At 69.6% G+C, this 26,306-nt stretch carries 26 protein-coding genes; 17 read left to right on the top strand and 9 right to left on the bottom strand.

Annotated elements, in window-relative coordinates; genetic code table 11:
• Nucleotides 1–9: 9 nt before the first annotated feature.
• Together Acor_RS08235 and Acor_RS08240 are read right to left on the bottom strand one after the other, a co-directional pair.
• Nucleotides 10–1,800, bottom strand: coding sequence for a thiamine pyrophosphate-binding protein (locus tag Acor_RS08235; protein ID WP_155335953.1), 1,791 nt, complete (start codon nucleotides 1,798–1,800; stop codon nucleotides 10–12).
• Nucleotides 1,797–2,570 carry a cyclase family protein gene (locus Acor_RS08240; protein ID WP_155335954.1) on the bottom strand — a complete coding sequence of 258 codons (774 nt, stop codon included), beginning with the start codon at nucleotides 2,568–2,570 and terminating at the stop codon, nucleotides 1,797–1,799. The genes Acor_RS08235 and Acor_RS08240 overlap by 4 nt, the downstream gene beginning before the upstream one ends.
• A gap of 245 nt (nucleotides 2,571–2,815) precedes the next feature.
• On the opposite strand from Acor_RS08240, the gene Acor_RS08245 reads away from it, so the two are divergent.
• The 9 genes from Acor_RS08245 to dhaM all read left to right on the top strand — a co-directional run bounded on the left by Acor_RS08245 (nucleotide 2,816) and on the right by dhaM (nucleotide 9,400).
• The gene (locus tag Acor_RS08245; protein ID WP_155335955.1) at nucleotides 2,816–3,067 is read left to right on the top strand and encodes a hypothetical protein; all 252 of its coding nucleotides are present in this window, start codon (nucleotides 2,816–2,818) and stop codon (nucleotides 3,065–3,067) included.
• A 12-nt stretch (nucleotides 3,068–3,079) separates the two neighbouring features.
• Nucleotides 3,080–4,447: a sensor histidine kinase gene (locus Acor_RS08250; protein ID WP_246238491.1), complete on the top strand. Its 1,368-nt coding sequence runs from the start codon at nucleotides 3,080–3,082 to the stop codon at nucleotides 4,445–4,447.
• Entirely contained in the window at nucleotides 4,444–5,106 is a 663-nt protein-coding gene (locus Acor_RS08255; protein WP_155335956.1) for a response regulator transcription factor, read from the top strand. The genes Acor_RS08250 and Acor_RS08255 overlap by 4 nt, the downstream gene beginning before the upstream one ends.
• A 113-nt stretch (nucleotides 5,107–5,219) precedes the next feature.
• Nucleotides 5,220–5,738, top strand: coding sequence for a hypothetical protein (locus Acor_RS08260; RefSeq protein ID WP_155335957.1), 519 nt, complete (start codon nucleotides 5,220–5,222; stop codon nucleotides 5,736–5,738).
• A gap of 2 nt (nucleotides 5,739–5,740) precedes the next feature.
• A complete protein-coding gene (locus tag Acor_RS08265; protein WP_155335958.1) occupies nucleotides 5,741–6,337 on the top strand; it encodes a class F sortase in 597 nt (198 codons plus the stop codon).
• A gap of 209 nt (nucleotides 6,338–6,546) precedes the next feature.
• Nucleotides 6,547–7,311 (top strand): MIP/aquaporin family protein, encoded by a 765-nt coding sequence (locus tag Acor_RS08270; RefSeq protein WP_155335959.1) that lies wholly within the window; start codon nucleotides 6,547–6,549, stop codon nucleotides 7,309–7,311.
• Complete coding sequence (gene dhaK, locus Acor_RS08275) at nucleotides 7,308–8,300, top strand: dihydroxyacetone kinase subunit DhaK (protein WP_155335960.1); 993 nt, start codon at nucleotides 7,308–7,310, stop codon at nucleotides 8,298–8,300. The genes Acor_RS08270 and dhaK overlap by 4 nt, the downstream gene beginning before the upstream one ends.
• A gap of 90 nt (nucleotides 8,301–8,390) precedes the next feature.
• Nucleotides 8,391–9,023 carry a dihydroxyacetone kinase subunit DhaL gene (dhaL, locus tag Acor_RS08280; RefSeq protein WP_246238492.1) on the top strand — a complete coding sequence of 211 codons (633 nt, stop codon included), beginning with the start codon at nucleotides 8,391–8,393 and terminating at the stop codon, nucleotides 9,021–9,023.
• A complete protein-coding gene (gene dhaM / locus Acor_RS08285; protein WP_174876115.1) occupies nucleotides 9,017–9,400 on the top strand; it encodes a dihydroxyacetone kinase phosphoryl donor subunit DhaM in 384 nt (127 codons plus the stop codon). The genes dhaL and dhaM overlap by 7 nt, the downstream gene beginning before the upstream one ends.
• 32 nt (nucleotides 9,401–9,432) lie before the next feature.
• On the opposite strand, the gene Acor_RS08290 is transcribed toward dhaM, so the two are convergent.
• The 6 genes from Acor_RS08290 to Acor_RS08315 all read right to left on the bottom strand — a co-directional run bounded on the left by Acor_RS08290 (nucleotide 9,433) and on the right by Acor_RS08315 (nucleotide 14,984).
• A complete protein-coding gene (locus Acor_RS08290; RefSeq protein ID WP_155335962.1) occupies nucleotides 9,433–10,194 on the bottom strand; it encodes an IclR family transcriptional regulator in 762 nt (253 codons plus the stop codon).
• 62 nt (nucleotides 10,195–10,256) lie between these two features.
• Nucleotides 10,257–10,676, bottom strand: coding sequence for a hypothetical protein (locus tag Acor_RS08295; protein WP_155335963.1), 420 nt, complete (start codon nucleotides 10,674–10,676; stop codon nucleotides 10,257–10,259).
• Entirely contained in the window at nucleotides 10,669–10,941 is a 273-nt protein-coding gene (locus Acor_RS08300; RefSeq protein ID WP_155335964.1) for a type II toxin-antitoxin system ParD family antitoxin, read from the bottom strand. Before Acor_RS08300 ends, Acor_RS08295 begins: the two co-directional genes overlap by 8 nt.
• 49 nt (nucleotides 10,942–10,990) lie before the next feature.
• A complete protein-coding gene (locus Acor_RS08305) occupies nucleotides 10,991–11,800 on the bottom strand; it encodes a neutral zinc metallopeptidase (RefSeq protein WP_155335965.1) in 810 nt (269 codons plus the stop codon).
• Nucleotides 11,801–11,945: 145 nt separating this feature from the next.
• Nucleotides 11,946–14,591 (bottom strand): glycoside hydrolase family 3 protein, encoded by a 2,646-nt coding sequence (locus tag Acor_RS08310; protein ID WP_155335966.1) that lies wholly within the window; start codon nucleotides 14,589–14,591, stop codon nucleotides 11,946–11,948.
• A gap of 138 nt (nucleotides 14,592–14,729) precedes the next feature.
• On the bottom strand, nucleotides 14,730–14,984 hold the full coding sequence (locus tag Acor_RS08315) for a Smr/MutS family protein (protein WP_155335967.1): 255 nt from the start codon (nucleotides 14,982–14,984) through the stop codon (nucleotides 14,730–14,732).
• 288 nt (nucleotides 14,985–15,272) lie between these two features.
• Here Acor_RS08315 and Acor_RS08320 point away from each other — a divergent pair, with 288 nt between their 5' ends.
• On the top strand, nucleotides 15,273–18,551 hold the full coding sequence (locus tag Acor_RS08320) for a S8 family serine peptidase (RefSeq protein WP_246238493.1): 3,279 nt from the start codon (nucleotides 15,273–15,275) through the stop codon (nucleotides 18,549–18,551).
• A gap of 63 nt (nucleotides 18,552–18,614) precedes the next feature.
• Here Acor_RS08320 and Acor_RS08325 read toward each other — a convergent pair whose 3' ends face one another.
• A complete protein-coding gene (locus Acor_RS08325) occupies nucleotides 18,615–19,043 on the bottom strand; it encodes a CBS domain-containing protein (RefSeq protein ID WP_155335968.1) in 429 nt (142 codons plus the stop codon).
• Nucleotides 19,044–19,253: 210 nt separating this feature from the next.
• Here Acor_RS08325 and Acor_RS08330 point away from each other — a divergent pair, with 210 nt between their 5' ends.
• The 7 genes from Acor_RS08330 to Acor_RS08360 all read left to right on the top strand — a co-directional run bounded on the left by Acor_RS08330 (nucleotide 19,254) and on the right by Acor_RS08360 (nucleotide 26,284).
• Entirely contained in the window at nucleotides 19,254–20,645 is a 1,392-nt protein-coding gene (locus Acor_RS08330; RefSeq protein WP_246238494.1) for an aminopeptidase P family protein, read from the top strand.
• Nucleotides 20,646–20,712: 67 nt separating this feature from the next.
• Nucleotides 20,713–21,483, top strand: a complete 771-nt coding sequence (locus tag Acor_RS08335) for an MlaE family ABC transporter permease (protein ID WP_155335969.1) — start codon at nucleotides 20,713–20,715, stop codon at nucleotides 21,481–21,483.
• On the top strand, nucleotides 21,483–22,271 hold the full coding sequence (locus tag Acor_RS08340; protein WP_155335970.1) for an ABC transporter permease: 789 nt from the start codon (nucleotides 21,483–21,485) through the stop codon (nucleotides 22,269–22,271). Before Acor_RS08335 ends, Acor_RS08340 begins: the two co-directional genes overlap by 1 nt.
• On the top strand, nucleotides 22,268–23,236 hold the full coding sequence (locus Acor_RS08345; RefSeq protein ID WP_155335971.1) for an MlaD family protein: 969 nt from the start codon (nucleotides 22,268–22,270) through the stop codon (nucleotides 23,234–23,236). Before Acor_RS08340 ends, Acor_RS08345 begins: the two co-directional genes overlap by 4 nt.
• 5 nt (nucleotides 23,237–23,241) lie before the next feature.
• A complete protein-coding gene (locus Acor_RS08350) occupies nucleotides 23,242–24,276 on the top strand; it encodes an MCE family protein (protein ID WP_155335972.1) in 1,035 nt (344 codons plus the stop codon).
• Nucleotides 24,273–25,283 (top strand): MlaD family protein, encoded by a 1,011-nt coding sequence (locus Acor_RS08355; RefSeq protein WP_155335973.1) that lies wholly within the window; start codon nucleotides 24,273–24,275, stop codon nucleotides 25,281–25,283. Before Acor_RS08350 ends, Acor_RS08355 begins: the two co-directional genes overlap by 4 nt.
• Nucleotides 25,280–26,284: an MCE family protein gene (locus tag Acor_RS08360; RefSeq protein WP_155335974.1), complete on the top strand. Its 1,005-nt coding sequence runs from the start codon at nucleotides 25,280–25,282 to the stop codon at nucleotides 26,282–26,284. Before Acor_RS08355 ends, Acor_RS08360 begins: the two co-directional genes overlap by 4 nt.
• Nucleotides 26,285–26,306 lie beyond the last annotated feature (22 nt).

The raw sequence follows: 26,306 nt of genomic DNA on the forward strand, positions 1-26,306 counted from the left end.
CGTAACAGTTCAGTGCCCACGGAACGCCTCCTCCAGCCACCAGGAACCCCGGTTCGCGGCGACCTTCGCGTCCACCAGCAGCGGGCGCGCGCGCGGGCCCTTGAGCCACTCGGCGATCCCGGCGAGATCCTCTTTGTGCCGTACGGTCAGCGCGTCGCAGCCGAAACCCCGGGCGATGGCGGCCAGGTCGGCGGGCGGGAACACCACCGTGTCGAGGGGCGATCCGTCGGGGCCGAAATGGTGGACCTCGGCGCCGTACGCCTCGTCGTCGTAGACGACGATCACCATGGGGAGGCCGAGGCGGACGACGGTCTCCAGTTCTGCGACGCCCATCAGGGCGCCGCCGTCGCCGAGCGCGGCGACCGGGAGGCGGTCGGGGCGGGCCAGGGCCGCGCCGATGGCGGTGGCCAGGCCGAGGCCGATGGACTGGAAGGCCTGGGTGAAGACGAAACCGCACTCGTCGGGGACGTCCATGAACATCGCCGGGTATCCCATGAAATTTCCGGAATCGGTGGCGATGATGCGCTGGTCGGGGAGCAGGTCGTCCAGGCCGATGGAGAGCGTCCGGGGGTCGATGCGGCCGGAACCGGCGGGTGCCTTGGTCTCTTCCCGGATCGGCTCCTCGGCCAGCTCTTCGGTCGGCTCTTCGGGAGCGGACTTGCCTTCGAAAGCTCGCGAATCGCCGGAGCGGCCGTTCCCGGTGTCGCATATCTCACCGGTCCCCCAGTCCTCGTAAGGGACGTCGCGCCAGCGGCCTTCCCGGGCCAGGCGTTCGGCCAGCCTCGGCGAGCGGTAGCCCATCCGATAGGTCAGTACGGATCGCGGATCCAGCTGGTCCGCGGTCTGCCGCGCGACCGCGGCCACGTCTCCGACCAGTCCCAGGGTCAGCGGCCGATGGACGCCGATCGCGGCAGCGTCCTGGTCGACCTGGACGACGGCGGTGTCCGGGCCGATCAGGGTGCCGTGCCGCATCGTCCACATGTTGAGCGCGCAGCCCCAGCCGACGATGAGGTCCGCGTCCATGATCAGCTCGGTGGCCAGCGGCGTGCCGAATCCGCCGCTGATGTCCAGATCCCAGGTGCTCCCCCGGAACAGGCCCTTCGCGACGGCGGAGGTGGCCAGCAGCGCGCCCACCCGCTCGGCCAGCGCCACCAGCTCCGTCCGCGCCCGGCGCGCACCCCGCCCGGCCACGAACACCGGCCGCCGCGCCGCGAGGAGCATCTCCACGAACTGGTCGATCTCATCAGGCTGGGGTCCGCTCCCGGCGGACAGCTCCGGCAGCGTCACCAGCGCCTCGATGCCGCGGCTGACGATGTCCCCGGCGACCGGGGCCGCCTGCACGTCGAGGGGCAGGTTGAGCAGGACCGTCCGGCCGGTCAGCGCGATCCGGTGCGCGTTGACCGTGTCCTCGACCGCGCTCCCGGCCGTGATCCTGATCGGCAGCGCTCCCACGGCGGTCGCCAGCGCCGCCTGATCCACGTAGAAGTTCGACCGCGGCGACGTCACCTCCCCCGCCAGGAGCAGCAGCGGGGTCCGGCTCTTGGCCGCCTCGGTGAGCCCGGTCAGCGCGTTGGTCAGCCCGGGGCCCTGGTGGACGGTGACCACGCCGACCTCGCCGCTCATTCGCGCGTACGCGTCCGCCATCGTGGCCGCGCCGCCCTCGTGGCGGGCCGCGACGTACCGCGCGCCCGCCGCCACCAGGGCGTTCGTCACGTGGAAGTTGCCGCTGCCCACCACGCCGAAGGCGGTCGTCACCCCGAGGCGGACCAGCGTGGCGCCGACGGCCTCGGCGACGTTCACCTCTCGACCAGGGCCAGCACGCGCAGCGGACTGCCGGAGCCGCCGACGATCGGCAGCGGCGGAGCGACGACCACGGCTCCGGTGGCCGGCAGCCGGTCGAGGTTGCGCAACTGGGTGAGGCCGTACTTGCCCGCGCCGAGCAGGAAGGTGTGACACGGGAACGCCGGGTCGAAGGAGTGGGCCGCGCCCGCGTCGGTGCCGACAGTCTCCACGCCGACTCCGGCGATGGCGGTCTGTTCGGCCAGGTAACGGGCGCAGTCGACGGAGATGCCCGGCGTGTGCGGGCCCGTCTCGTTGGCGTTCAGGAATTCGGCCTGGTCATGGGCGTACACGTCCCAGCCGGTTCGGTAGAGCAGCCAGCCGCCCTCCGGGAGCGGGCCGTGCTCCTTCTCCCAGGCCGTGACGTGGTCGATCTCCAGCAGGAAGTCAGGATTGGCGGCAGATTCGGCGGCGAAGTCGAGCACGACGGCGGGGGCGAGGAAGCGGGACGGGGGCACCTGGGAGACGTCCTCGCCGTCGCGGGCGGTGATCCAGTGAATCGGGGCGTCGAAGTGGGTGCCGGTGTGCTCGCCGGTCGCGATGTTGTTCCAGTACCAGCCCGGACCGCGGTCGTCGTACCGGCTAATCTCCTGAAGCGTGAACGGGATCGTGTTGCCGAACGGCTCGGGCAGCATCAGGATCGGCGTCGAGCTCGCCAGTGGCGCGGTGAGGTCGACCACCTCAATCGAACCACCCTGAATACCCGCCACCAAATCCCGCAAAACCGACATAACCCCTCCAGCTGTTTACATGGCCGCGCCTTCGGCACGGCGGGCTTGGCCGCCCCTTAGCCGGTGTCTTCCCTCGTCACTCCGGCCGCTCCGCGACCTGCGTTCCTCAGTCCAGACACCGGCGCGGCCAAGCCATGTGCGTGTCCCCGATCTTCCTACAGCCGGTCCGTCACGGTACAGCCCAGATGAGAGTCTTCTCATCGTGGGCTCAGGGTCTTCTCCTGGACCGGGCCGAGGATGGCCGGATGAGTCGCCGGATGTCGGTTGTGGTGCTGCTGGTCGGGGCGGTCGCCGTCGCGTTCGCCTTCGTGGGGATCGTCTGGGCGGCCGGGACCGGTGACCCCGATCTGGGCGGTCCCGTGGTCGTTTCGGTCTCGCCGTCGGCCCGGAAGCCGGACAAGCTTGACGCGGTATCGACAGAGCGTGCGGATCCGGTCAAGCCTCCACCGCCGCAGCGGGGTGGGGATGACGATGATGAAGGCGATGACGACGACTGATCGGGACGGCGGGTGAGCGCCCGCGCCCGGATCGTGGGCTGGATGCTGCTCCTGGTGGCGCTCGCCCTGTCGGTGTCCCTGTTCGCGACCTGGACGATTCTGCTGGCCGGCCTCGACGACCGGGTCAACGCCGAACTCCGCAACGAGACCGCCAAACTCCGCTCGTACGCGGCGACCGTGGAGCGCACCGGCTGGACGGTGTCCGAGCTCCTGGACTCCTACCTGGCGGTCAACGTGCCCGACCGGTGGGAGACGTTCTTCACCCTGGTCGACGGGCGCGCCGACTCGATCACCGGGATCACTCCCCCGATCCGGCTGGACCAGGACGAGGAGTTCGTCGGCGTCCTGGCCGAAGCCACCGTGGCCACCGCCGACCGCGTCGACACCGCCGCCGGGACGGTGCGGTACGCCACCATTCCGGTGCGGGTGACCGGCGACGACCGTACCGGCCATTTCGTGGTGGCCATCTTCTACGACCGGCATCGCGAGGAGGTGGTCGAGGCGGTCAGGGTGCTCGCCTCCGCCGCCCTCGCGTCGCTCGCCCTGGCGGGCGGGGCCGGCTGGTTCGTGGCGGGCCGCGTCCTGGCCCCCGTCCGCCTGGTACGGCAGGCCGCCGCCCAGATCACCGACTCCTCCGACCTGACCCGCCGCCTCACGGTGACCGGCAACGACGACGTGGCCGCGCTGGCGGCCACCTTCAACCACATGCTGGACCGGCTGGAACGGGCGTTCGCCGCGCAACGCGAGTTCGTCGACGACGCCGGGCACGAGCTGCGCACGCCGATCACGGTGGTTCGCGGGCATCTGGAGCTGATGGGCGAGGACGACCGGGCCGAGACGCTCGCCCTGGTCGCGGACGAGCTGGCCCGGATGAACCGGATCGTCGAGGACCTGCTCACGCTGGCCAAGGCCGAGCAGCCGGACTTCCTGAAGCCGGAGGAGGTCGAGCTGGCGGATCTGACGGTGAGCGTGGTGGCGAAGGCGCGGGCGCTCGGGGATCGGCGGTGGCGGGTGGAGGAGGTGGCCGAGGAGCGGGTGCTCGCGGATCGGCAGCGGTTGACGCAGGCGCTGGTGCAGTTGACGGCGAACGCGGTGCGGCATACCGGGGTGGGGGATCTGGTGGCGGTGGGGTCTTCCGTGCGGGATGGGCTGGTACGGCTCTGGGTGCGGGACAGCGGGCCCGGGGTGAGGGCCGAGGATCGGGGGCGGATCTTCGAGCGGTTCGTGCGGGGCGGGAGCCGTACCGGGGAAGGGGCCGGGTTGGGCCTGGCCATTGTGCGGTCGATCGCGGAAGGGCATGGCGGCACGGTCGGGGTGGAGGAATCCCCCGGCGGCGGAGCCCTTTTTGTCATGAAATTTCCGGCTAAGGAGGTTGGGTGAATCGCATTCTGATCGCGGAGGACGAGGAGCGGATCGCGTCCTTCCTGGAGAAAGGCCTCCGTGGCAGCGGATTTGTGACAACGGTGGTGAGTGATGGGCTGGCTGCTTATGAGAACGCCCGCACCGGCGAGTTTGACCTGCTCATCCTGGACATCGGTCTACCAGTGAGCGACGGTTTCACCGTGCTACGACGCCTGCGCGAATCCCGGATCGGGATCGCCGTCATCATCCTCACCGCCCGGGACAGCGTCGTCGACACGGTCGCCGGCTTAGAAGGTGGCGCCGACGACTACATAGCCAAACCTTTCGCCTTCGAAGAACTCCTCGCCCGGGTACGGCTCCGCCTGCGCTCCGACCGCCTCCCCGAGGTGACGGTGCTCAAGGCTGGCGAATTGACCCTCGACCTACGCACCCGCCGCGCCCACGCCGCCCACCGCTCAGTAGACCTGTCCACCCGAGAATTCGCCTTAGCCGAAGTCTTCTTCCGCCACCCCGACCAAGTCCTCACCCGCGAACAACTACTCAGCCACGTCTGGGGCTTCGACTTCGACCCCGGTTCCAATGTCGTCGACGTCTACGTCCGCTACCTGCGCCGCAAACTAGGCCACGACCGCATCGAAACCGTCCGAGGCACCGGCTACCGCCTGCGCGCCCAATAAAACCCGCCAAAAGCCCGGTGAGAACCCTCTCACCAAGCCCTCACGGTCACCCCACCCCACTCCCGAATCCTGGAATCAGCCGCGAAAAGCGCCCAACCTTCCAGGAGCCGACAATGACCGAAACCCTGCGCCCCACCCTCCTCGCCATGGCCCTCGCCCTGGGCCTGACCACGACCACAGCCGCCCTCACCTACCCCGCCCAGGCGGCCCCTCTCTCATCGATCACCGCCGCCGACGATGACGATGACGACGACCGCGATGACGACGACCGCGATGACGGTGACGGTGACGACGATGACGACCGGCCCCAGGGCGGCGTCGACACGGGACTGGGCGCGACCAGCGACGACGATGACGACGACCGCCCGAGTGGCGGCGTGGACACCGGGATGGGCGCCACCAGCGACGACGACGATGACGACGACCGCCCGAGCGGTGGAGTCGACACCGGTAAGGGTGGATCTGCCGGGGTGAGTGATGACGATGAGCAGCCGAACGGTGGTGTCGAGACCGGGCTCGGTGGTGCGGCCGAGGATGGGACGTCGGCGCTGGTTCCGCTGGGGCTGGCGGGGGCGGCCATGATCGCCGGTGGCGGGTTCTGGCTGCGGCGCAAGTTCAGCGCGGAGAGCTGATCATGGGAACCCGTACCCTGCGAGGGGCCGTGACCCTGGCCGGTGCCGCGCTTGTCACGATCGGCTGCGGCGGCGACGCCTCCGCGGCCGATGTCCCGGCCAGTGTGCCGGCCAGTGTGCCACGGGCCGGGACCGTGCAGCCGGTGGCCGCCCCCAAGAAGGACGTCGCCGACCCGGTCAGGCTGAGCATCCCGGCCATCGGCGTCTCGACCAAGGTGATCGCTCTCCCGCTGGACCGCAACGGCCGCCTGGTCGCCCCCCGCCAGTTCGACCGCGTCGGCTGGAACAAGGCGGGCCCCGAACCCGGCGAGAAGGGCGTGTCCGTCATCGCCGGGCACGTCGACTCCAAGACCGGCCCCGCCGTCTTCTACCGCCTCCGCCAGCTCACCAAGGGCGACCGCATCCACGTCCACCGCGAGGACGGCACGAAAGCCACCTTCACCGTCCAGCGTGTCGCCCGCTACCCGAAGAACCGCATCCCCGACAGCGTCGTCTACCACGCCGGATCCGGCACCCACCTCCGGCTGATCACCTGCGGCGGCACGTTCGACCGCTCCCGCGGCAGCTACCGCGACAACATCGTGGTCTTCGCCCGCTGACCAGCCGACCAGGATCGCCGGCGCACCCCCGCGCCGGCGATCCTGCCGCGTCCTCCCGACGACCCCGCCACCCCGCGCCCGCGCCGGTCGACCGGCCGAACTGACACAGGCTTCCGCGTCCTCTTGACGACCCCGCCACCCCGATTTAACGTCAGTGAAATCCTGTTCGACATTGTCGAACAACGTTCACGTCAGTTCTGGACGGTGTCATGAGCGACTCACCCACCACCCCCCAGAAGCTCCTCGCCGAACTCCTGGGCACCGCCTTCCTCGTGTACGTCGGCGCCGGTTCGGCCGCCGCCACCGGCGTCATCGCCGCCGGCACCAAAGTGCCCTTCTCGATGGCCCAGCTCGGGGTGATCAGCTTCGCGTTCATGCTGGTCATCGTGGGCACCGTGTACGCCATCGGCCACATCTCGGGCGGCCACATCAACCCGGCCGTCACCCTCGCCCTGGCCGCGACCGGCCGCTTCCCGTGGCGCGAGGTCCCCGGCTACGTCGCCGCCCAGGTCGCCGGCGCGGTCACCGGCGCGCTGGCCATCTTCGTGACCCTGGGCGCCGACGCCGCGAAGGCCGCCGGCGGCGGCGTCACCACGTACGCGGCCGAGACCGGTTTCCTGCGCGGCACCCTGATCGAGGCGATCGGCACCTTCATGCTGGTCTTCGTGATCTTCGGGGTGATCGACCGCCGGGCCGTGCCCGGCTGGGCTCCGATGGCGATCGGCTCCATCGTCTTCGCGATCATCATCATCGTCGGCCCCGCCACCGGCGCCGCCATCAATCCGGCCCGCTATGTCGGCCCGTTCCTGGTGACCGCGCTGTTCGGCGGCACGGTCGCCTGGGACCAGTTCCCCGCGTACCTGATCGGCGATTTCGCCGGCGGCCTGCTCGGCGCGCTGGCCTACCTGGCGCTTGCCGTCACCCGCCCCAGGGCAGAGGTTGAGAGCAACACTCCAGTGAGGACGACACCGTGAAGAAGCTCATCAACAGCGTCGACTCCGTAGTCACCGACGCACTGACCGGCCTCGCCGCCGCCCACCCCGAACTTCGCGTGGACCTCGAAAACAAGATCATATTCAGGGCCGCGGGACCGCGCCCCGGCAAGGTCGGCCTGGTCTCGGGCGGCGGCTCCGGCCACGAACCCCTGCACGGCGGCTTCGTCGGGTACGGCATGCTCGACGCCGCCTGCCCCGGCGAGGTGTTCACCTCCCCCGTGCCCGACCAGGTGATCGAGGCCACCAAGGGCGTCGACGGCGGCGCGGGCGTATTACACATCGTCAAGAACTACACCGGCGACGTCTTCAACTTCCAGATGGCCGGGGAGCTCTGCGGCGACGAGGGCGTGGTGGTCGCCAGCGTGCTCGTCAACGACGACGTCGCGGTGCAGGACTCGCTCTACACGGCGGGCCGCCGCGGCACCGGCGCGACGCTGTTCGTCGAGAAGATCGCCGGAGCCCTGGCGGAGACCGGCGCCTCGCTCGCCGAGGTGGCCAGGGTCGGCCGCGAGGTCAACGACCGCAGCCGCTCCTTCGGCGTCGCGCTCACCTCCTGCACGGTCCCCGCCGCCGGGAAGCCCACCTTCGACCTGGCCGAATCCGAGATCGAACTGGGCATCGGGATCCACGGCGAGCCCGGCAGGACGCGGGCCGCGCACGCGGAGGCGCGGGAGATCGTCCGGATGGCGATGGACGCGATCAACGACGACCTTCCGCTGTCCGGGGAGGTGCTGGTGCTGGTCAACGGCATGGGCGGGACGCCGCTGCTGGAGCTCTACATCGCGTACGCGGAGGTGGCGGCCTATCTCAGGGAGAAGGGCGCGACCGCCGTGCGCAGCCTGGTCGGCAACTATGTGACCAGTCTCGATATGCAGGGCTTCTCGGTCACGACATGCGCTCTCACCGACGAGTTCATCCGGCTCTGGGATGCCCCGGTCGAGACGCCGGGCCTGCGCTGGGGTCGCTGAGCCTCCGCCCGCCATCCGGGACGGCCATGACCGTCCCGGGTGGGGGCATAACTTGAAATATCGGCTCATTTAGTGATTTGGAGCAGCCTCTTGGACACCTCGTTCTTCGTCGCCTGGATGGAGGAGATCGCGACAGCCGTACAGGCTCAGCGTGATCATCTGACCCAGCTGGACGCCGCCATCGGAGACGCCGACCATGGTTCCAACCTGGATCGGGGCTTCGGCGAGGTGCGGCGGGCGCTGACCGACTCGCCGCCGCGGACGCCCGGGGGGACGCTGGTGCTCGCCGGGTCCACGCTGATCCGCAAGGTCGGCGGCGCGTCCGGGCCGCTGTACGGGACGGCGTTCCGGCAGATGGGCAAGTCGATGGGCGAAACTCGGGACATCTCGCTGGCCGAACTGTCGGCCGCGCTGGACGCCGCCCTCGCCGGGGTGCAGAAGCTGGGCGCGGCCGTGGAAGGCGACAAGACGATGGTGGACGCGCTGGCGCCGGCGGTGCGGGCGCTGGCGCAAGCCGTACGGGAAGGGGCGAAGCCCGAGGACGCGCTGAGCGCGGTCGCGGCGGCGGCGCAGGAAGGGGCGAAGGCCACTATTCCGCTTCAGGCCCGCAAGGGCAGGGCCAGCTACCTGGGCTCCCGCAGCGCCGGGCACGAGGACCCCGGCGCGGCCTCCACCGCCCTGATCCTCAGCGCGCTCCGGACGGCGGGATTCCGCACATGGTAGGCATCGTGCTCATCTCCCACAGCGCCAGGCTCGCCGCCGAAGTCGCCGAACTGGCCGCCCAGATCGGCGGCCGGGACGTCCCCATCGCCGCCGCCGGCGGCACCGACGACGGCCGCCTCGGCACCAGCATCACCAAGGTCAGCGACGCCATCACCACCGTCGACCAGGGCGACGGCGTCGTCCTGCTGATGGACCTCGGCAGCGCCGTCCTCACCGCCAGGACCCTGCTCGACGAATCCCCCCACCCCCGGGTGTTCCTGGCGGACGCCCCTTTCGTGGAAGGCGCCATCTCCGCCCTGGTCACCTCCGGCGCGGGCGCCGACGTCAAAGCCGTCCTCGACGCCGCAGAAGAAGCCCGCCACATCGGCAAACTCTGACCTCAGCCATACGCGGAAGTGCTCCCGGGCACTCAGCCATACGCGGAGGTGCTCCTGGGCGCCCCCAGATCCCGTGACAGCGCCCGCCCCGACTCCCGCACCGCCAGCAGCAGATCATTCCGCCGGACCCCCAGCAACCGCTCCGCGGGCCCCACCACCCCGATCGCGCCCGCCACCACCCCACCCCTGGTGAACACGGGCGCCGCGATCCCCGCGTCCCCCAGCGCCGCCTCCTGATCCTCCACCGCCATCCCCGTCCGCCGCACCGCCGTGAGCGCCTCCTCCAACTGCTCCCGGTCCGTACGCGTCTGCCCGGTCAGTTGAACCAGCGGCTCCTCATACAGTTCCTCAATCCTCGGGTGATACGCCGCGATCGCATGCCCCAGCGCACACGCGTGCCACGGAATCGCCGCCCCCACCTCAAGGATCTGCACCATGTCATCCGGCCGGAACACGTGATGCAACACGATCACCCGCGACCCCGACAAGGTCGCCACCCACACCGACTCATTGGCCCGCTGCGCCAGCGAATCCGCCCACAACAGACTCCGCGCCCGCAACTCCGACCCATCCAGGTACGCGTTCCCCAACTGCAACACCGCCGGCCCCAACGCGTACTTCCCCGTCTCCGCGTCCTGAACGACCAGCTCATGCCGCTCCAACGTCCGCAACAACCCATGCACCGTCGGCTTCGCCAACCCCACCCGCTCCGAGATCTCGGTAACCCCCAACCGAGGCACCCCCGCCCCCAGAACCCGAAGTATCAACGCCGCCCGCTCAACAGACTGGATCACGTTTCGATTATGCCGAACACGGTTCACAACCTGAGAATCGAGGGTCAACGCCGCTCTCGTGTTCAGCCCTCGGGGTCGGCGATCTCCGTGACGTGGACGCCGTCCAGGTCATAATCGCTCCACCGGGCCACATCCAGGGTGAGAATCTGGGCCCGCCACAGCCGGGCCAGCATCACGGTGTGCGCATCGGGCCAGGAGACTGCCGCGCCGAGCCGACCGGCCGCCCTCCCCAATTCGAGCGCGTCGTCGAAATCCCCCAGCGACCCATATATGCCGTTGTCCAACCGGGCGATGCCGCGCACCGCCGGCAGGAACCCCGTGGGCTCGACCACCTCGGCCGTCACCGAGGCGACCACCAGCGCCGGCACCACCAGCGAGAAGCCTTTCGACTCCAGCCCGAAGAGCATGGCGATCAGCGACGCATCGCCCCGGGCGATCTCACTCACCACACTCGAATCCAGCACGAACCCTGTCTCAGACATCTAGGTCCGTCCGATCGGCCGACGTGGCCTGAGCGAGAACATGCGCGGTCATACGTTCGACCCGCGCCGCCACCTCCGGATCGGCCTGCACGGCCGCCACCGCCTTCCGAACCGCCGCGTCAGCGGCATGATCGGCTTCCGCCCGAGCCGCCAGCGCCGCGTTGACCACCGACGACACCGACTTGGCCCGCCCCGCCTTCACCTCTTCCTGAGCGTAGGCGTGCAAATGCTCGTCGATCGTGACGGTCACCGGCTTTGTTGTCATGTGACAATCATATGATGTCCACGGCCGCGCACGGTATCAACGAGTCTTCTCAGGCGACAAGCGTCCCGGCGGCGGTCCAGGTGTTGCATCGGGCGGGGGACGGCTTCGCGAATCCCCGGTTCGCCCAGTACACGATGCTGCGGCCCGTACCGTGCCATCGCTCCTGCGTGGACCTCATGTCGTCTCCGGTGCCGCGTATGGTGTCGAGAAATTTCCGCCAATCACGCGTGGGGCGGTGGAGGGACTTCCAGACGCTCCCCAGGAAGGCACCGGCCAGGCAGTGGGCCTGGAGGTTGTAGCGACGCAGGTGCTCCGACTCCAGCTCGGACTCGCCGCTGCCCGTCAGGCGGTCGGCGGCTTTGCCGATGCCGGACAGGGCCTGGAGGTGATTGCCGTACTGATAGGCGACGATGTCCAGGAGGACAGGCCCGTCCGGGGCCTTGAGGAGGCTGTCCTTGAAGTAGATGACGATGGTCCCGTCGCAGTACTGTGCCACGCCGACCTCTTGCCAGTCAGTGCCGCAGGCCTCGGTGCCGGGATCGGCGATGAAGCGGACTTCGGGCTTTGTGGAGGGCAGCCGGGCGGCCTTCAGCAGCGGCCGCCACGACCTGTCCAGGCAGCCGAGCCAGGCGCGCAGGTACTTCGCGGCCGACTTGGGGTCGTTCTTCCTGACTCCTGGGAGAGAGCAGGCCCGCCGGGGAAGCGGCCCCGTCCGATAGAGAGGGTTCCTGGCCAGCACCGCGGGCATCGCCGGCGCATGAGCATACGAGCGGACCTGGGTCGCACTTGTGGCCTCCCCGGCCGCCAACCCAGGGAGGAGGCCGGCGATCAGGGCCGCGGCGAGAACAAAGGTGCGCATGAGGCGGGAAAATAGCCCAGCCGTACTGTGCCCGCAAGATCCGTCATCGTCATCCCGTTCACCACGGCCTCGGCCTGGGTCCCGCCGCCGTTCGGGGTCGGCCTCAGGCCGGGTGCCCGGACGGCGGGCGGGTGTTTCCCTATGGTTAGGTCAGGCTGGCGCAGGTCTGGGCGTCAGCGTCCTGGGCGGCCTTCGGCACCCAGCGGATGTTCGCGAAGGATGCGGAGAAGGCTCCCTCGGCGAGGATGAAGAAGGGCATGTTCACATTTTCCATGTCGAGGCTGGCGGCCGCGAAGCAGGCGATCGGGATCTTGATGGTGGTCCTGGTCCCGACGGGGAGGTTCTGGAACATCGAGGTCGCGGTCAGCTCGCCGAAGCAGGGGAAGAGGCACTGGGCGCCGATCACGGTTCTCGCCACTGGAGGCTGGTGGATGATGGTGTCGAAGACCAGGGCGCTGTCGGCGTTGAGGTGGCTTCGCAGGTCGCGACCGCCCGCGGGATCCTGCATGAAGATCACCCCTTGACCGTTGCCCGTCCAGGTCACCTTGAGGCCGTCCCGCTGCGCGGTCACGTCGGACGGCACCACGTTGATCTCCGCGTGCGCCGCCTCGCCGTCGGCGCCGATCTCGGTGTCGGTGTCGGCGGAGTTGATGAAGCTCTTGTACGGCGCGACGTCCATCCGGTCATAGATCTTGAGATCCTCGGTGGCGGTGCCGCCGCCACCTATCGGGCCGCAGGCCGGCGCGGTCTCGTCGAGCGTCCCGACCCATCCGGTCTGCCCGTACCGCAGGCCGTACCCGAGCGGGAAGAGCGGGTCGTAGCCGGCGTCACCCGGGTTGAGCAGGGTCTGGCACGCGGTCTTCGGCCAGGAGTACGACAGCTTGCCGGTGTAACCCGCGCTTTTGTGCGAGCCGCGCACGAGCAGGTCCGCCACGCCGCCGCCCTCGGTGCCCGGGAGCCACGCGACGACGAACGCGTCGGAACGGTTGAGCTCCTTGTTGACCCACAGCGGGCGGCCCGTGACGTACACGGTGACGACCGGCGTCCCCTTGCCGCTGACCTTGTCCAGGACGGCGAGGTCGCCGGGATAGAGCTTGTGCGCCTCCAGTGAGCGCCGGCCGAGGTCACCGAGGAACTCCGCGTACGGAGTCTCGCCGATCACCGCGATGACGGCGTCGTACGCCGACGGGTCGACGCCGTCGGCCGTCTCGCTGAAGGTGACGTTGGCGGCGCCCAGCACCTCTTTGAGGCCGCCGAGGATCGTCGTGCCGTTCGGGAAGTCGGCGTTGGTGTTGTCGGTGCCCTGCCAGGTGAGGGTCCAGCCGCCGGTCTGGTTCTGCAGGCTGTCCGCGCTCTTGCCCACGACGAGGACCCTGGAGCCGCGGGCGAGCGGCAGTACCTTGTTGTTGTTCTTGAGCAGAACCTGCGACTCCCGGACGGCCCTGCGGGCGAGTTCCTTCGCCTGCAGCGCTCTGGCGGACCCGGCCAGGGCGCGGGCGGAGGGCTTCTGCGCGTCGAACACGCCGGCGCGCAGTTTCACCCGCAGGATGCGCGTCACCGCGTCGTCGATGCGCGACATCGGGATCTCGCCGCTCCTGACCTGCGCGATGGTGTTGGCGATCAGCGCCTTCCAGGCGAACGGCACCATCACGACGTCGATCCCGGCGTTGATGGCCCGCGCGCAACTGGAGGCGGTGCATCCGGCGACCTGGCCGATGGCGTTCCAGTCGGAGACCACGACGCCGTCGAAGCCCATCTTCCGCTTGAGGATGTCGGTGATGACGCGCTTGCTGCCGTGGAGCTTGCCCTCGTTGATGCCGAGGTCGGCGTTGGTCCAGCTGTTGAAGGACACGATCACGGTCTGGGCGCCGGCCGCCAGCGCGCCGTAGTAGCCCTGCCCGTGGATGTTGATCATCTGGGCCTCGGCGGACGGGTTGATTCCCTGGTCCTGCCCCTTGAGGGTGCCGCCGTCACCGAGGAAGTGCTTGGCGGTCCCGATGATGCCGCCACGGTTCCCGAGTTGGCCCTGCAGACCCTTGACCGCCTCGTACGCGTAGGCGCGGGTGATCCGCGGGTCCTCGGAGTAGCCCTCGTACGTGCGGCCCCACCTGTCGTCCCTGACCACGGCCACCGAGGGCGCGAACGCCCAGTCCTGCCCGGTCGCGCGGACCTGCGCGGCGGTCGCCGATCCGATGTCACGGATCAGGCAGGGGTTCTGCGCGGCTCCCAGGCCGATGTTGTGCGGGAAGATCGTCGCGCCATAGACGTTGTTGTTGCCGTGCACGGCGTCGATGCCCCAGATCACCGGGATCTTCGTCCTGGTGCTGACGGACGCCGTCCAGTAAGAGTCAGCGAGGTCGAGCCAGGCCTTGGCCGAGGCGTGCTTGTCACCGCCCGGCCATGATCCGCCGCCGTTGAGCACCGAGCCGATGCCGTACTGCTTGACCTCCGCCGGCGTGATGGCGCCGATCTCGGGCTGTGCCATCTGCCCGACCTTCTCGGCGAGTGTCATGCCGGCGAGGATCTTCGCCACCCGCTTCTCGTCGGCCCGGTCCTGCTCGACCTGGCTCTTGACTTTCGGCCAGTCGGCGAGCCTGGGCAGGCTCCGTTCAATACGAGCGCAGCCGTTCTCATCCAGGTCAGGTTTTCCGATCACCGGCTGGTGGTTGCCTTTCGCGGTCTCCGCGCCGGCGCTGGGCACTCCGGTGGCGCCACCTGCCAATAACGCGAAGCCGACCAGCACCGCGACGGTACTTCGACGAGCCTGTGATCGGGCGATGGGTCTGATCATGAGGGATCCGTTCTCGAGCGCTGGGCCGCTTTGCGCCGATCTTGACTTGCGGCGACAACCCGGCTCAACTTCGAGAACGCTCTCTTCCCCTACGACCAGAATGCCCTGGATGTGCCCTCTGGCAGGGGCACCGCGCGGCTACTTGTGCCTGAAGTAGACGAAGAGGCGGCCGTGGTTCTTGGCGTCCTTGTCGATGCGGTGGTAGAGGGCCTTGATGTGTTTCTGGTCCAGGAAGCGGAGGACCTTCTTCTTGAGCTGGCCGGAGCCCTTGCCGGGGATGATCTCCACCTCGGTGGCCTTCTTGGCCAGGGCCTCCTGGATGATCCCGTTCAGGGCTCGGTCGATCTGGTCGCCCTTGTTGAAGATGTCGTGGAGATCCAGCTTCAGCTTCATGGCAGGAGTCTAACTCGCGCCCAAAATAAACAGCGATCCTGTCAAATCCCCATCTAGTCTCGGAAATCATGGCTGGTTAAACTCCCTGGCAGGCCCGTTCCACCGCCAAGCGGTGGTCAAGCCGTCGTCAACCACCGGGGAGGGTTGAGTCTCTTCCGTGCGCCCGAACAGGCGCCTCCCGGGGGTGGCGCGACGCCTCTTGGTGTGCGACGAGTCCCGCACCCCCCACATGGAGGTTTCGTGTCCTCAAGGAAGTCACGTTCGAGACGCTTACGGTTAACCAGTGCCGTGGCCGTGCTCGGCCTGGTCGCGGCGGTGGTTCCCGCCGGGTCCGCGGCGGCGGACCCCACTCCGTCGTCGACTCCCAGCTTCACGGCGACGCCGCTGGGCACTCCGGAGCGGGTGGTCGGCGCCAAGTCGGTGACCGGGCAGCTGGCCGAGAGTGACGAGGAGCTGCTGAAGTCGAGCTCCTCGGCCCCGGTGAACGTCGTGGTCAAGCTGGACTATGACTCGCTGGCCGCGTACAAGGGCGGCCTGGCCGGGTTGCCGGGCACCAGTCCGGCCGTGACGGGCGAGGAACTCGACCCGGACAGCGCGGCCGTGAAGAACTACGTCAAGCACATCGAGGGCATCGAGCAGGAGTTCCTGGCCGAGCTGCCCGAGCGGGTCGCGGGCGCGAAGGTCGGGCAGCGGCTGCGGACCGTCTACGGCGGCGTGGCGCTCACCGTGCCGGCCAACAAGGCGGCGGAGCTGCTGCGGCTGCCGGGTGTGGCGGCCGTGCAGGCGGACTCGCTGGAGAAGCCGCTGACCGACGCCAGCACCGATCTCATCGGCGCCACCACGGTCTACAACCACCTCGGCGGGGCGCCGTCCTCCGGCAAGGGCGTGATCGTCGGCATTCTGGACTCGGGCGCGTGGCCTGAGCATCCGTCCTTCGCGGAGACGGCCGTCATCCCGGCTCCCCCGGCGAAGGCCGACGGAACCCCCCGGGTCTGCAACTTCGGCGACAACCCGCTGACCCCGGCCGCGGATCCGTTCGCGTGCAACCGGAAGCTGATCTCCGGGCAGGCGTTCCTGGCCACCTACAACGCGCTTATCGGTGGCGAGGTCTACAACTCGGCCCGTGACTCCAACGGCCACGGAACCCACACCGCCACCACGGCGGCGGGCGGCGTGGTCGCGGACGCCACTCCGCTCGGCATCTCCCGCGGGAAGATCCAGGGCGTCTCGCCCGCTTCGCACGTGGCAGTCTACAAGGTGTGCGGCGCGGAGGGCTGTTTCGGTTCCGACACGGTCCAGGCAATCGCGCAAGCCATCCTGGACGGCGTGCAGGTGATCAACTTCTCCATCTCCGGTGGAGCGAACCCCTACAGCGACGCGGTCGAGCTGGCGTTCCTGGACGCCTACGCGGCGGGAGTCTTCGTGGCGGCGTCGGCGGGCAACGCCGGGCCGGGCGCGGGCACCACCGACCACCGCGGGCCGTGGCTGACCACGGTCGCCGCGTCCACGCAGAAGCGCACGTTCGAGTCGACCATCACCTTCACCGGCGGGCCGACCATCAAGGGCGCCTCGATCACGGGCGGCGTCAGTACGGCCGCGCCGGTGGTGCTGGCCTCCGCGCCGCCGTACAACGACCCGCTGTGCCTCAGCACGCCGCCGGCGGGGCTGTTCACCGGGAAGATCGTGGCGTGTGAGCGCGGCGTCAACCGGGTGCTGAAGGGCTTCCAGGTCAAGCAGGGCGGCGGCGTGGGGATGATTCTCTACAACAGCACGCCGCTGGACATCATGACCGACAACCACTGGCTGCCGACGGTGCACATCGACAAGCCGGCCACCGACGTGCTGCTGGCCCACCTGGCCGCCACCCCCGGGGAGACGGCCACGTTCACCCAGGGCACGAAGGCCAGCTGGCAGCGCGACTCGATCACCACGTTCTCCTCGCGCGGGCCGGGCGGGGACTTCCTCAAGCCGGACGTGACCGCGCCGGGCCTGCACATCCTGGCCGGGCACACGCCGACGCCGGAGTCTCCGCTGGAGGGTCCGCCCGGCAACCTGTACCAGGTCATCGCGGGCACCTCGATGTCCTCGCCGCACGTGGCGGGCGCGGCGGCGCTGCTGCGCTCGCTGCACCCGTCGTGGACGCCGGGGCAGGTCAAGTCGGCGCTGGAGACCACGGCGACGGACAACGTCACCAAGTCCGACCGGGTCACCCCGGCCGACCCGTTCGACACCGGCGGCGGCCGCATCGACCTGAGCGAGGCGTGGGACGCGGTGCTCACCCTCGACGAGACCGCGGCCAACTTCGCGGCCTCGGCGACCGACCCGCTCGCCCGGATCAACCTCAACCTGCCGTCGGTGAACGCGCCCACCATGCCGGGCGTGATCACCGCCAAGCGGACCGTGACCAACGTCACCGACGAGACCGTCTCCTACACCGCGAGGGGCCGGACCGTCAGCGGCGCGCACATCGCGGTCACGCCGGCCGAGTTCGACGTCCCGGCGGGCGGCAGCGTCGAGCTGACCATCACGATCACCGCGCCGGAACTGCCGGACGGGCAGTACTTCGGGTCGATCGCCCTCCGGCAGGAGGACGGGAACAAGGACCACCACCTGCCGGTGGCGTTCTTCCGCCAGGAGGGCGCGGTCCCGGTCGACCAGACCTGCGCGCCGTCCGCCATCGCCCGCAACACCGGCGAATCCACCTGTACGGTCACCGTCCAGAACAACACCCTGGAGGACACCGACGTCACCGCGGTCAGCACGCTCGACAGCAAGCTCCGGCTGAACAGCGTGACCGGGGCCACGGCCACCGGCACGCAGGTCGCGACCGCCCAGGAGACGCTCACCGCCAAGCAGCCCGACCGGCCGGTCATCGCCCCGGGTGAGCTGTTCGGCTACATCCCGCTGGACGCGTTCGGCATCGCGCCGACACCGGTCGGCGACGAGGAGGCGGTGAACTTCAACGTCCCGACGTTCCGGTTCGCCGGGCAGACGTTCAACCGGATCGGCATCACCTCCAACGGGTACGCGGTGGCGGGCGGCACCAACGGCTCGGCGGACATCCAGTTCACCCCGCAGTCGCTGCCGAACGCGGCCCGGCCGAACGGCGTGATGGCGCCGTTCTGGACGGACCTCGACGGCACGGGCGCGCCCGGCATCTTCGCCAGCACGCTCACGGACGGCGTCGGCACCTGGATCGTGCTGGAATGGCGCCTCAACCTGTTCGGCACGACCGCTCAGCGGGTCTTCCAGCAGTGGATCGGCGTCAACGGCGTCGAGGACATCACCTACGCCTATCCGGGCGCGCTGCCCTACCCGGGTGCCGCGTACGGGCTGACCGTGGGCGCCGAGAACGCCGACGGAACCGCCGGCAGCCAGATCCCGGCCGGCACCGGGGTCGGGTCGGACTTCCGGATCACCAGCACGCCTGGCGCTCCCGGTGAGTCGCTGACATACACGATGAAGGTCAAGGGTGTGGCCACCGGCTCCGGCACGGTCACCACCGCGGTCTCCACCGATCAGGTGCAGGGCATCACCGTGGAGGTGGACAGGATCACCGTTCAGTAGTCGCTCATGAGACAGGCCCGGCGGGGGAATCCCGCCGGGCCTGTCCCGTTGACGAACGTGGTTTCAGCCGCGCAGGTAGCCGACCAGGTGCTCCCGTTCGGATTCCAGTTCCTCGATGGCGCTTTTCACGACGTCGCCGATGCTGACGATGCCGATGAGCCGTCCGTCCCGTACGACGGGGACATGCCGGATCCGATGATTGGTCATGGTCTGGCGGAGGTCCTCCACGTTGGCGTCCGGGGCGCAGCTGCGCACCTCGGAGGTCATGATGGAAGAGACCGGGCCGCCCAGGACATCCGAGCCACGCTGGTGGAGATGCCGCACGACATCACGCTCTGAGACGATTCCGGCGATGGTCATCCCGTCTTCGGAGACCACCACCGCGCCGATGTTCCGCTCCGCGAGCACACCGAGCAACTCCGCGACCGTAGCTTGCGGAGTCACGGTGACGACACCGGCTCCTTTACCCTGCAAGATCGTACCGATCAGCAACCGACACCACACCCTTCCTGCCGGGGGTACAGGTGGGGATCCCCTTTTCGGATCCTGACTAAGCGTCCGAAAAGGCAAATCCTGTCCCCACAGGGGACAACCCCCGGTGACCCTGCGTCAAGGCTCCCAGATGCCCACTTTCCCCTTCCCATGTCCCGAAATTTCCCTTAACGTGCCGATAAAATGTGAAATGGCATTGGAGGGGTGTTCGTGGGGGAGCTCAACGTCGGGAGTCATGATCTGCCGATTGGGGCCGAGCTGGCCGCGTTCATGACGGAGGGGTGGGCGGACACGAGGCGGGCCGATCCGCGGCCGCTGGCGGTCTCCGCGTACACGGCCAAGAGGCGGGCCCGGCTGGCGGAACGGTTTCCCGGGGAGTATCTGGTCATTCCGTCCGGGCGGCTCAAGGTGCGCAGCAACGACATGGACTACCGGTTCCGTGCGGACAGCGCGTTCGTGTACCTGACCGGCGATCAGGAGCCGGACGACGTGCTGGTGATCGATCCGAGTGGGTCGGCGCGCCTGCTCGTCCGGCCGCGGTCGGCGCGGTCGGCGGGGCAGGAGTTCTACCGGGATCGCCGTTACGGCGAGCTGTGGGTGGGACGCCGCCCGGATCTGGCCGAGGCGGCGGCGCTCTACCAGGTCGACTGCGCGCACATCGACGGGCTGGCGGATGCCGTACCGGCCGGAAAGGCACGGGTGCTGCGCGGCGTCGACGCGAACGTGGACGCGCTGATCTCCGCAGGGGACGGGGACACCGAGTTCGCCACGTTCCTGTCCGAGCTGCGGCTGGTCAAGGACGAGTGGGAGGTGGCCGAACTGCAGCACGCCGTGGACGCCACCGCGCGCGGCTTCGAGGACGTCGTGAAGGCGCTGCCGCAGGCCCTCGCGCACCCGCGCGGCGAACGGCACGTGGAGGGGATCTTCGGCCTGCGCGCCCGCCTGGAGGGCAACGGCGTCGGTTACGACACCATCGCGGCGTCGGGCGCGCACGCCTCCGTGCTGCACTGGATGCGCAACGACGGCGGGCTCAACCCGGACGAACTACTCCTGCTGGACGCGGGCGTGGAGACCGACCAGCTCTACACGGCCGACGTCACCCGCACCTTCCCGCTCTCCGGCCGGTTCAGCCCGGTCCAGCGCCGGGTGTACGACCTGGTGTACGCGGCGCAGTCGGCCGCCATCGCCACCCTCCGGCCCGGCGCCAGGTTCCGTGACTTCCACCTGGCCGCGATGCGCGTGATCGCCGCCGGCCTGCACGACTGGGGACTCCTCGCCACGGCCGACATCGCCGACGGACGGTACCGCCGCTACACCCTCTGCTCCAGCGGCCACATGCTCGGCCTGGACGTGCACGACTGCGCGAAGGCCCGCGCCGGGACCTACCTGGACGGGGTGCTCGAAGAAGGCCAGGTCCTGACCGTCGAACCCGGCCTCTACTTCCAGCCCGACGACCTGACCCTGCCGCCGGAGCTTTGGGGCGTCGGCGTCCGCATCGAGGACGACCTCGTCATCACCGCGGACGGCGCCCGCCTGATGTCCGGAGGGCTCCCCCGCGAAGCGTCCGGAATCGAGGCGTGGCTGGCCACACTATTGCCCTGATTTTCGCGAAAGCGGCTAATTACTGGACTGCCCGTCAGTAGGGTGACTCCTCCGGAATGGGGTGGTCATGGCACGGCTCACGGGCACTCTGGGGCAGGTCGGCGACCTGTTCATCATCACACTTGAGGGATTTCGCAGGACTTGGGATGTTCGGTCCTGGTTCTGGGAGTTCGTCCATCAGTGCTGGTTCTTGACCCGGGTGACCAGTGTGCCGGTTCTGCTGGTCTCGCTGCCGCTGGGCGCGACCGTCGCCCTACAGGTGGGTGATCTCGCCTGGCAGCTGGGGGCGCAGTCGGCGACCGGGAGCGCGGTCTTCACCGGGACGGTCCGGGAGGTCGCGCCGATGGCGTCCGCGCTGCTGATCGCGGGCGCCGGGGGGTCGGCGATGACCTCCGACATCGGCGCGCGGCACATCAGGGACGAGCTCGCCGCCATGGAGGCGATGGCGGTCAACCCGATCCACCGGCTGGTCACGCCGCGCCTGTGGGCGGCCAGCACGGTGGCGGTGCTGCTGGTGCCGCTGGTCATCCTGGCCGCGGCCGGGGGCGGCTACTTCTTCAACGTGATCGTGCAGGGCACCACGCCGGGGGCCTACTTCGACGGCGCGACCCGGCTGCTGTCGCTGAGCGACCTGCTGGTCACCCTGTTCAAGGCGTGGATCTTCGGGTTCGTGGCGGCGATGGTGTCCTGCTCGATGGGGATGAAGTGCGACACCAGCCCGGCCGGGGTGGGGCGGGCGGTCAACAAGGCGACCGTGGTGACGTTCCTGCTGGTGTTCACGCTCAACTACGTCATCTCGACGATCTACTTCCTCGCCTACCCGCCGAGGGCGTACTGATGGCCGGCTACCTGCCGCTGTTCGCGGTGCGGGTGGTGTTCTACTCGCTGCGCGACATCGTGCTGAGGCTCAAGTACCTGAAAGTGGTGTTGCGGCAGGTCAGTGACGTGGTGGTGGGCGTCGGGGCGACCGTGGTCGGCGGCGGGATGGTCCTGGTGGTGTTCACCATGGCGTTCTTCGTCGGGGCGACCGTCGGGTTGCAGGGGTATCAGGGGCTGCAGGCGATCGGCGCGGATCCGTACATGGGGCTGGTGGCCAGTTTCGCGAACGTGCGGGAGGTCACGCCGATCATCACGGCGGTCGCGCTGGCCGCGCAGGTCGGGTCGGCGTTCACGGCCGAGCTCGGGGCGATGCGGATCTCGGAGGAGATCGACGCGCTGGAGGTGATGGGCATCAACGCCTTCACCTACCTGGTGTGCACGCGGGTGGTGGCGACGCTGATCGGGCTGCTGCCGATCTATCTGATCGCGCTGTTCGCGAGCTTCTTCGCGACGCGGTTCATGTGTGTGGAGGTCTTCGGGATGGCTCCCGGGGGCTACGACCACTACTTCACGCTCAACCTGCCGGTGATCGACATCGTGTACAGCGTGACCAAGGTGGCGATCTTCGCGTTCGCGGTCGTGGTCATCCACTGCTACCAGGGCTTCCACGCCTCCGGCGGCCCGGCCGGCGTCGGGGTGGCGGCCGGGCGGGCGATCCGGCAGTCGATCATCACGGTGGTGCTGCTCAACCTGCTGCTGTCGTACCTGTTCTGGGGTGACGGCGGAAGCGTGAGGCTGACCGGATGAGAGCGCTGGTCCCCGCCGCCGTGGCCGCTCTGGCGGTGTTCCTGATCTGGGGTACGGCACAGCCCGGCGGAACCCGGCACACGGCCGTGTTCGGGCATGCCGGGCAGGGCCTGGACACGATGTCGCCGGTGAAGATCCGCGGCATCACCGTCGGCGGCGTCAGCGAGGTTCGGCTGACCGACGCGGGCCGGGCGGAGGTGGTGCTGCGGGTGGACGAGGGCGTCCGGGTGCCCGACGACGTGACGGCGGTGATCGAGCCGAGTTCCGTCTTCGGGCCCAAGTTCGTCAACCTGGTCCCGGGGGCGCACGAGGGCGCGGGGCCGTACCTGGCGGACGGGGCGGTGATCACGCGGACGCGTGACCCGAAGGACCTGTCGGACTCGCTCGGGGACGCCTACGGCGCGCTCCGCGCGGTGGACCCGCGGGAGCTGACGGTGATCGTCCACACGCTCGGCCGGGGGCTGGACGGCAAGGGCGAGCAGCTGCGCGACATCCTCGGCGACACCGGCACGATCATCGACGTCGCCCACCGGCATCGGCGGGACGCCCGGGTCTTCCTGCGGGATTCCGCCGCGCTGTCCACTGCGCTGGAGGGCAAGGGCGGCGACATCGTCGGCATCGCGGCCGACACCAACGCCGTGCTCCCCGATCTGGAGGCCAGGGCCGGCCAGATCCGGGTGCTGCTGAAGGAGATCAGCTCGATCGCCGACCTGGGCGCGCACGGCCTGCGCCAGCACGGCGGGAACCTGGGCGCGACCGTCAACTCGGGCGAGCGCGCCGCCGCGATCGTCTACCGCCAGCTGGGCGTGGCCGGGGACGGCGTACGCGGCCTGGACTCACTCCTCGCCCGCCTGAACCGCCTGATCGCCGCGCCGGGCCCGGACGGCACCCGGCAGCTCGGCGTGCAGGCGTTCCTGCTCAGCGACATCTGCCAGCTGTTCGCCGGCGTCTGCGAGGCCGGGTGAGAGCGATGCCACGAGGCGGGACCCTGGCCAAGCTCGGCGTGTTCGCGGTGGCCGCGCTCGCCCTGCTGGCCCTGATCGGCGGGCAGATCGCCCGGGTCGGATTCGGGTCCGGGTATCTGATCAGCGCGACCTTCGACGACGTGTCCGGCCTGCGCGAAGGCGACGAGGTGAAGATCGCTGGCGCGCCGGTAGGGCAGGTCGAGACGATCGAGGTCGTCGACGGCCGGGCCAAGGTCACCATGTCCTTCGCCGCCGAGGTGCGGGTGCCGGACGACACCGAAGCCGCCGTGCGGTGGCGCGACGCGATCGGCCAGCGGGTCGTCTACCTGCTGCCCGGCCGCTCCCCCCGGTATCTGGCAGAAGGCGCGGAGATCACCGCGACGGCCTCGGTGGTCGACATCGGCCAGCTCATCCAGGATCTGGGCCCGCTCACCCGCAGCCTCGACCCCGAGCAGATCAACCAGCTGCTCACCGCCGCCGCGCAGGCCCTGCACGGCAACCAGCGCAACATCCCCGCCCTGGTCGGGAACGTGGACACGCTCACCACGACCATCGCGGCCCGCAAGAAGATCATCGAAGGGCTGCTGGCCGACTACGCCACCGTGACCGGCGTGATCGCCCGCCGGGACGAGCAGATCGGCGACCTGGTCGACAACCTGGTGGTGCTGAGCGACGCGTTCGCCGACAACCGCGCCCTCGTCGACGACGCTTTGGCCGAGATCTCGGCCACGGTCGCCACCACCGACCGGATCCTCGGCGCCAACGCCGGGCAGCTGGGCCGGGTGGTGGACCGGCTGGCCGGCCTCACCTCCGGCGTGCGCCGCCACGTCGGCGAGATCGAATCCGTGATGACCACCGTGCAGCCGCTGTTCCGGCGCGCGTACCAGACCACCGGCCGGGGCCGCTTCCTCACCACCGCCGTCCCCTGCCTCGCCCTCGGCCCGGCCCCCTGCCCGTACGGCATGCGCACCCCGCCGCTCCCCCGCGGCAACACCAAGGTGACCAGCGCCAACCTGCGCGACCTGCTGGTGGGTCAATGATGAAGTCCTTCCGGGATCGCAACCGGGTCGCCGTCGGCGTGGTCTCGCTCGCGGTCATCGGCGCGGTGCTGGCCGGGACGTTCCTGGCCGGCACGCTCGGCCTGTTCGAGGGCGGCTACACCATGTCCGGGATATTCGCCGACTCGGGCGGGCTGAAGACCGGCAACGACGTCCGGGTGGCGGGCGTGGTGGTCGGCGAGGTCACCGAGGTGCGGCCCGACTACGGCCAGGGGCACGTGGTGGTGACCTGGCGGGTGGCGGACGGGATCCGGCTGGGCCGCCAGACCAGGGCCGAGATCACCCTGTCGAACCTGCTGGGCGGGCGGTATGTGCGGCTGACCGGGCCGGTGCGTGCGCCGTACCTGGCGGACCTGCCCGAGGAGCAGCGGCGGGTGCCGCTGGCCAGGACCGGCACGCCGCTACTGGTCAACGACGCGCTCAACGACGCCACCCGGCTCGTACGGCGGCTGGACACCGACGCCGTCGACCGGCTGCTCGGCGAGATCGCGAAGATCGAGCCCAGCGAGCGCGGCCGGATCACCCGGCTCCTCGCCAACGTCGGCGAACTGGCCGACACGATCAGCGCGAGCGAACCGGAACTGCGGAAACTGATCGAGAACGGCACCCGGATCATGGGCCTGGTCGAGAAGAAGGACAAGGAGCTCGGGCGGCTGATCGACGCCATCCAGATCATGCTGGCCGAACTCAAACGCCGCAGGGACGAGCTGCGCACCCTGCTCGGCGACGGCAGCGACCTGGTGACGTCGATGACCCTGCTGATCGACCGGCACGAGAAGAGCCTGATCGCCCTCGTCGACGACGTGAGCGCGATCGGCGAACGGCTGGAACGCCAGAACGGAAAGCTGAACACGACGCTGGCCTGGATCGGCCCGACCTTCTCCGGCCTGTCCACGATCGGCGGCCAGGGACCGTGGATCGAGGCCATCGCCACCGGCCTCGGGCCGATCGACCCGGAGATCCTGGGCACGCTGAAGGACCGCCGATGAGAATCCTGCTCACGCTGGTGCTGCTGGCGGCCCTGGGAGGCTGCTCGTCCGGGCCGGACTCCTACCGGCTGACCGCTTATTTCGCCGCCGCGCCCGCCCTGTACGAGCAGGCCAAGGTGAAGGTGATGGGATTGGACGCGGGGCTGGTCGAGCGGATCACCGTGGACGGCAGGCGGGTACGGGTGGACCTGTCCATCGACGGCCAGATCCCGCTGCCGGCGGAGGTGAAGGCCGTGGTGGCTCCGCAGAACACGCTGGGTGAGCGGAACGTCGTCCTTTATCCCCCGTGGAAGCCGGGGATGGCGAAGCTCGGGCCGGGGGCGGTCATCCCGCTGGAGCGTACCGATCTGCCGGTGGAGATCGACGACGCGCTGGCGGCGTTCACCAAGCTCACCGAGGCCCTCGACCCCGACAAGATCGGAAAGGTCGCCGGCAACCTGGCCACCAGCCTGGACGGCCGGGGGAAGGACATCAACGCCGCGCTCGCCGGCACCGCCGACCTGACCAGGACGCTGGCCGGCCAGGACGAGCAGCTGATCGAGCTGGCGGCCGGGCTGAAACGGCTGGCGTCGAGCCTGAACCGGCGGGAGACCCAGGTCAAGACCACCATCGACGCGTTCGCCGACGCCGGCGCCACGCTGGCCGAGGAACGGCTGCGGATCCAGCGCTTCGTGCGCGGGCTGGCCGGGTTCGTCCGGCGCGGGGACGTGCTCATCGAGGCGTATCAGGAGCGGCTGCCGAAGGGCGTGGCCGCGCTGGGCGAGCTGGTGCTGACCCTGAAGGCCAACAGCGGATCGGTCGCCGAGGCCCTCGCGGGGGCGTCCCGGTTCTCGGACGTCATGGTCGAGTCGTGGGACCGGAAGAACCACCTGATCAAGATCCGGCTGGTGCTGAGCGGGGTCACCCGGGCCTGGCTGCAGCCGCTGTTCGACGCGCTCGGCCTGGGCCAGGTGCAGTGCCTGCCAGGAAAACTGAGCAACTGCCCGTGGGAGCGGCGATGACGAGGATCGCGCTGGCCCTCAA

The organism is Acrocarpospora corrugata (assembly GCF_009687845.1).
GTDB lineage: Bacteria > Actinomycetota > Actinomycetes > Streptosporangiales > Streptosporangiaceae > Acrocarpospora > Acrocarpospora corrugata.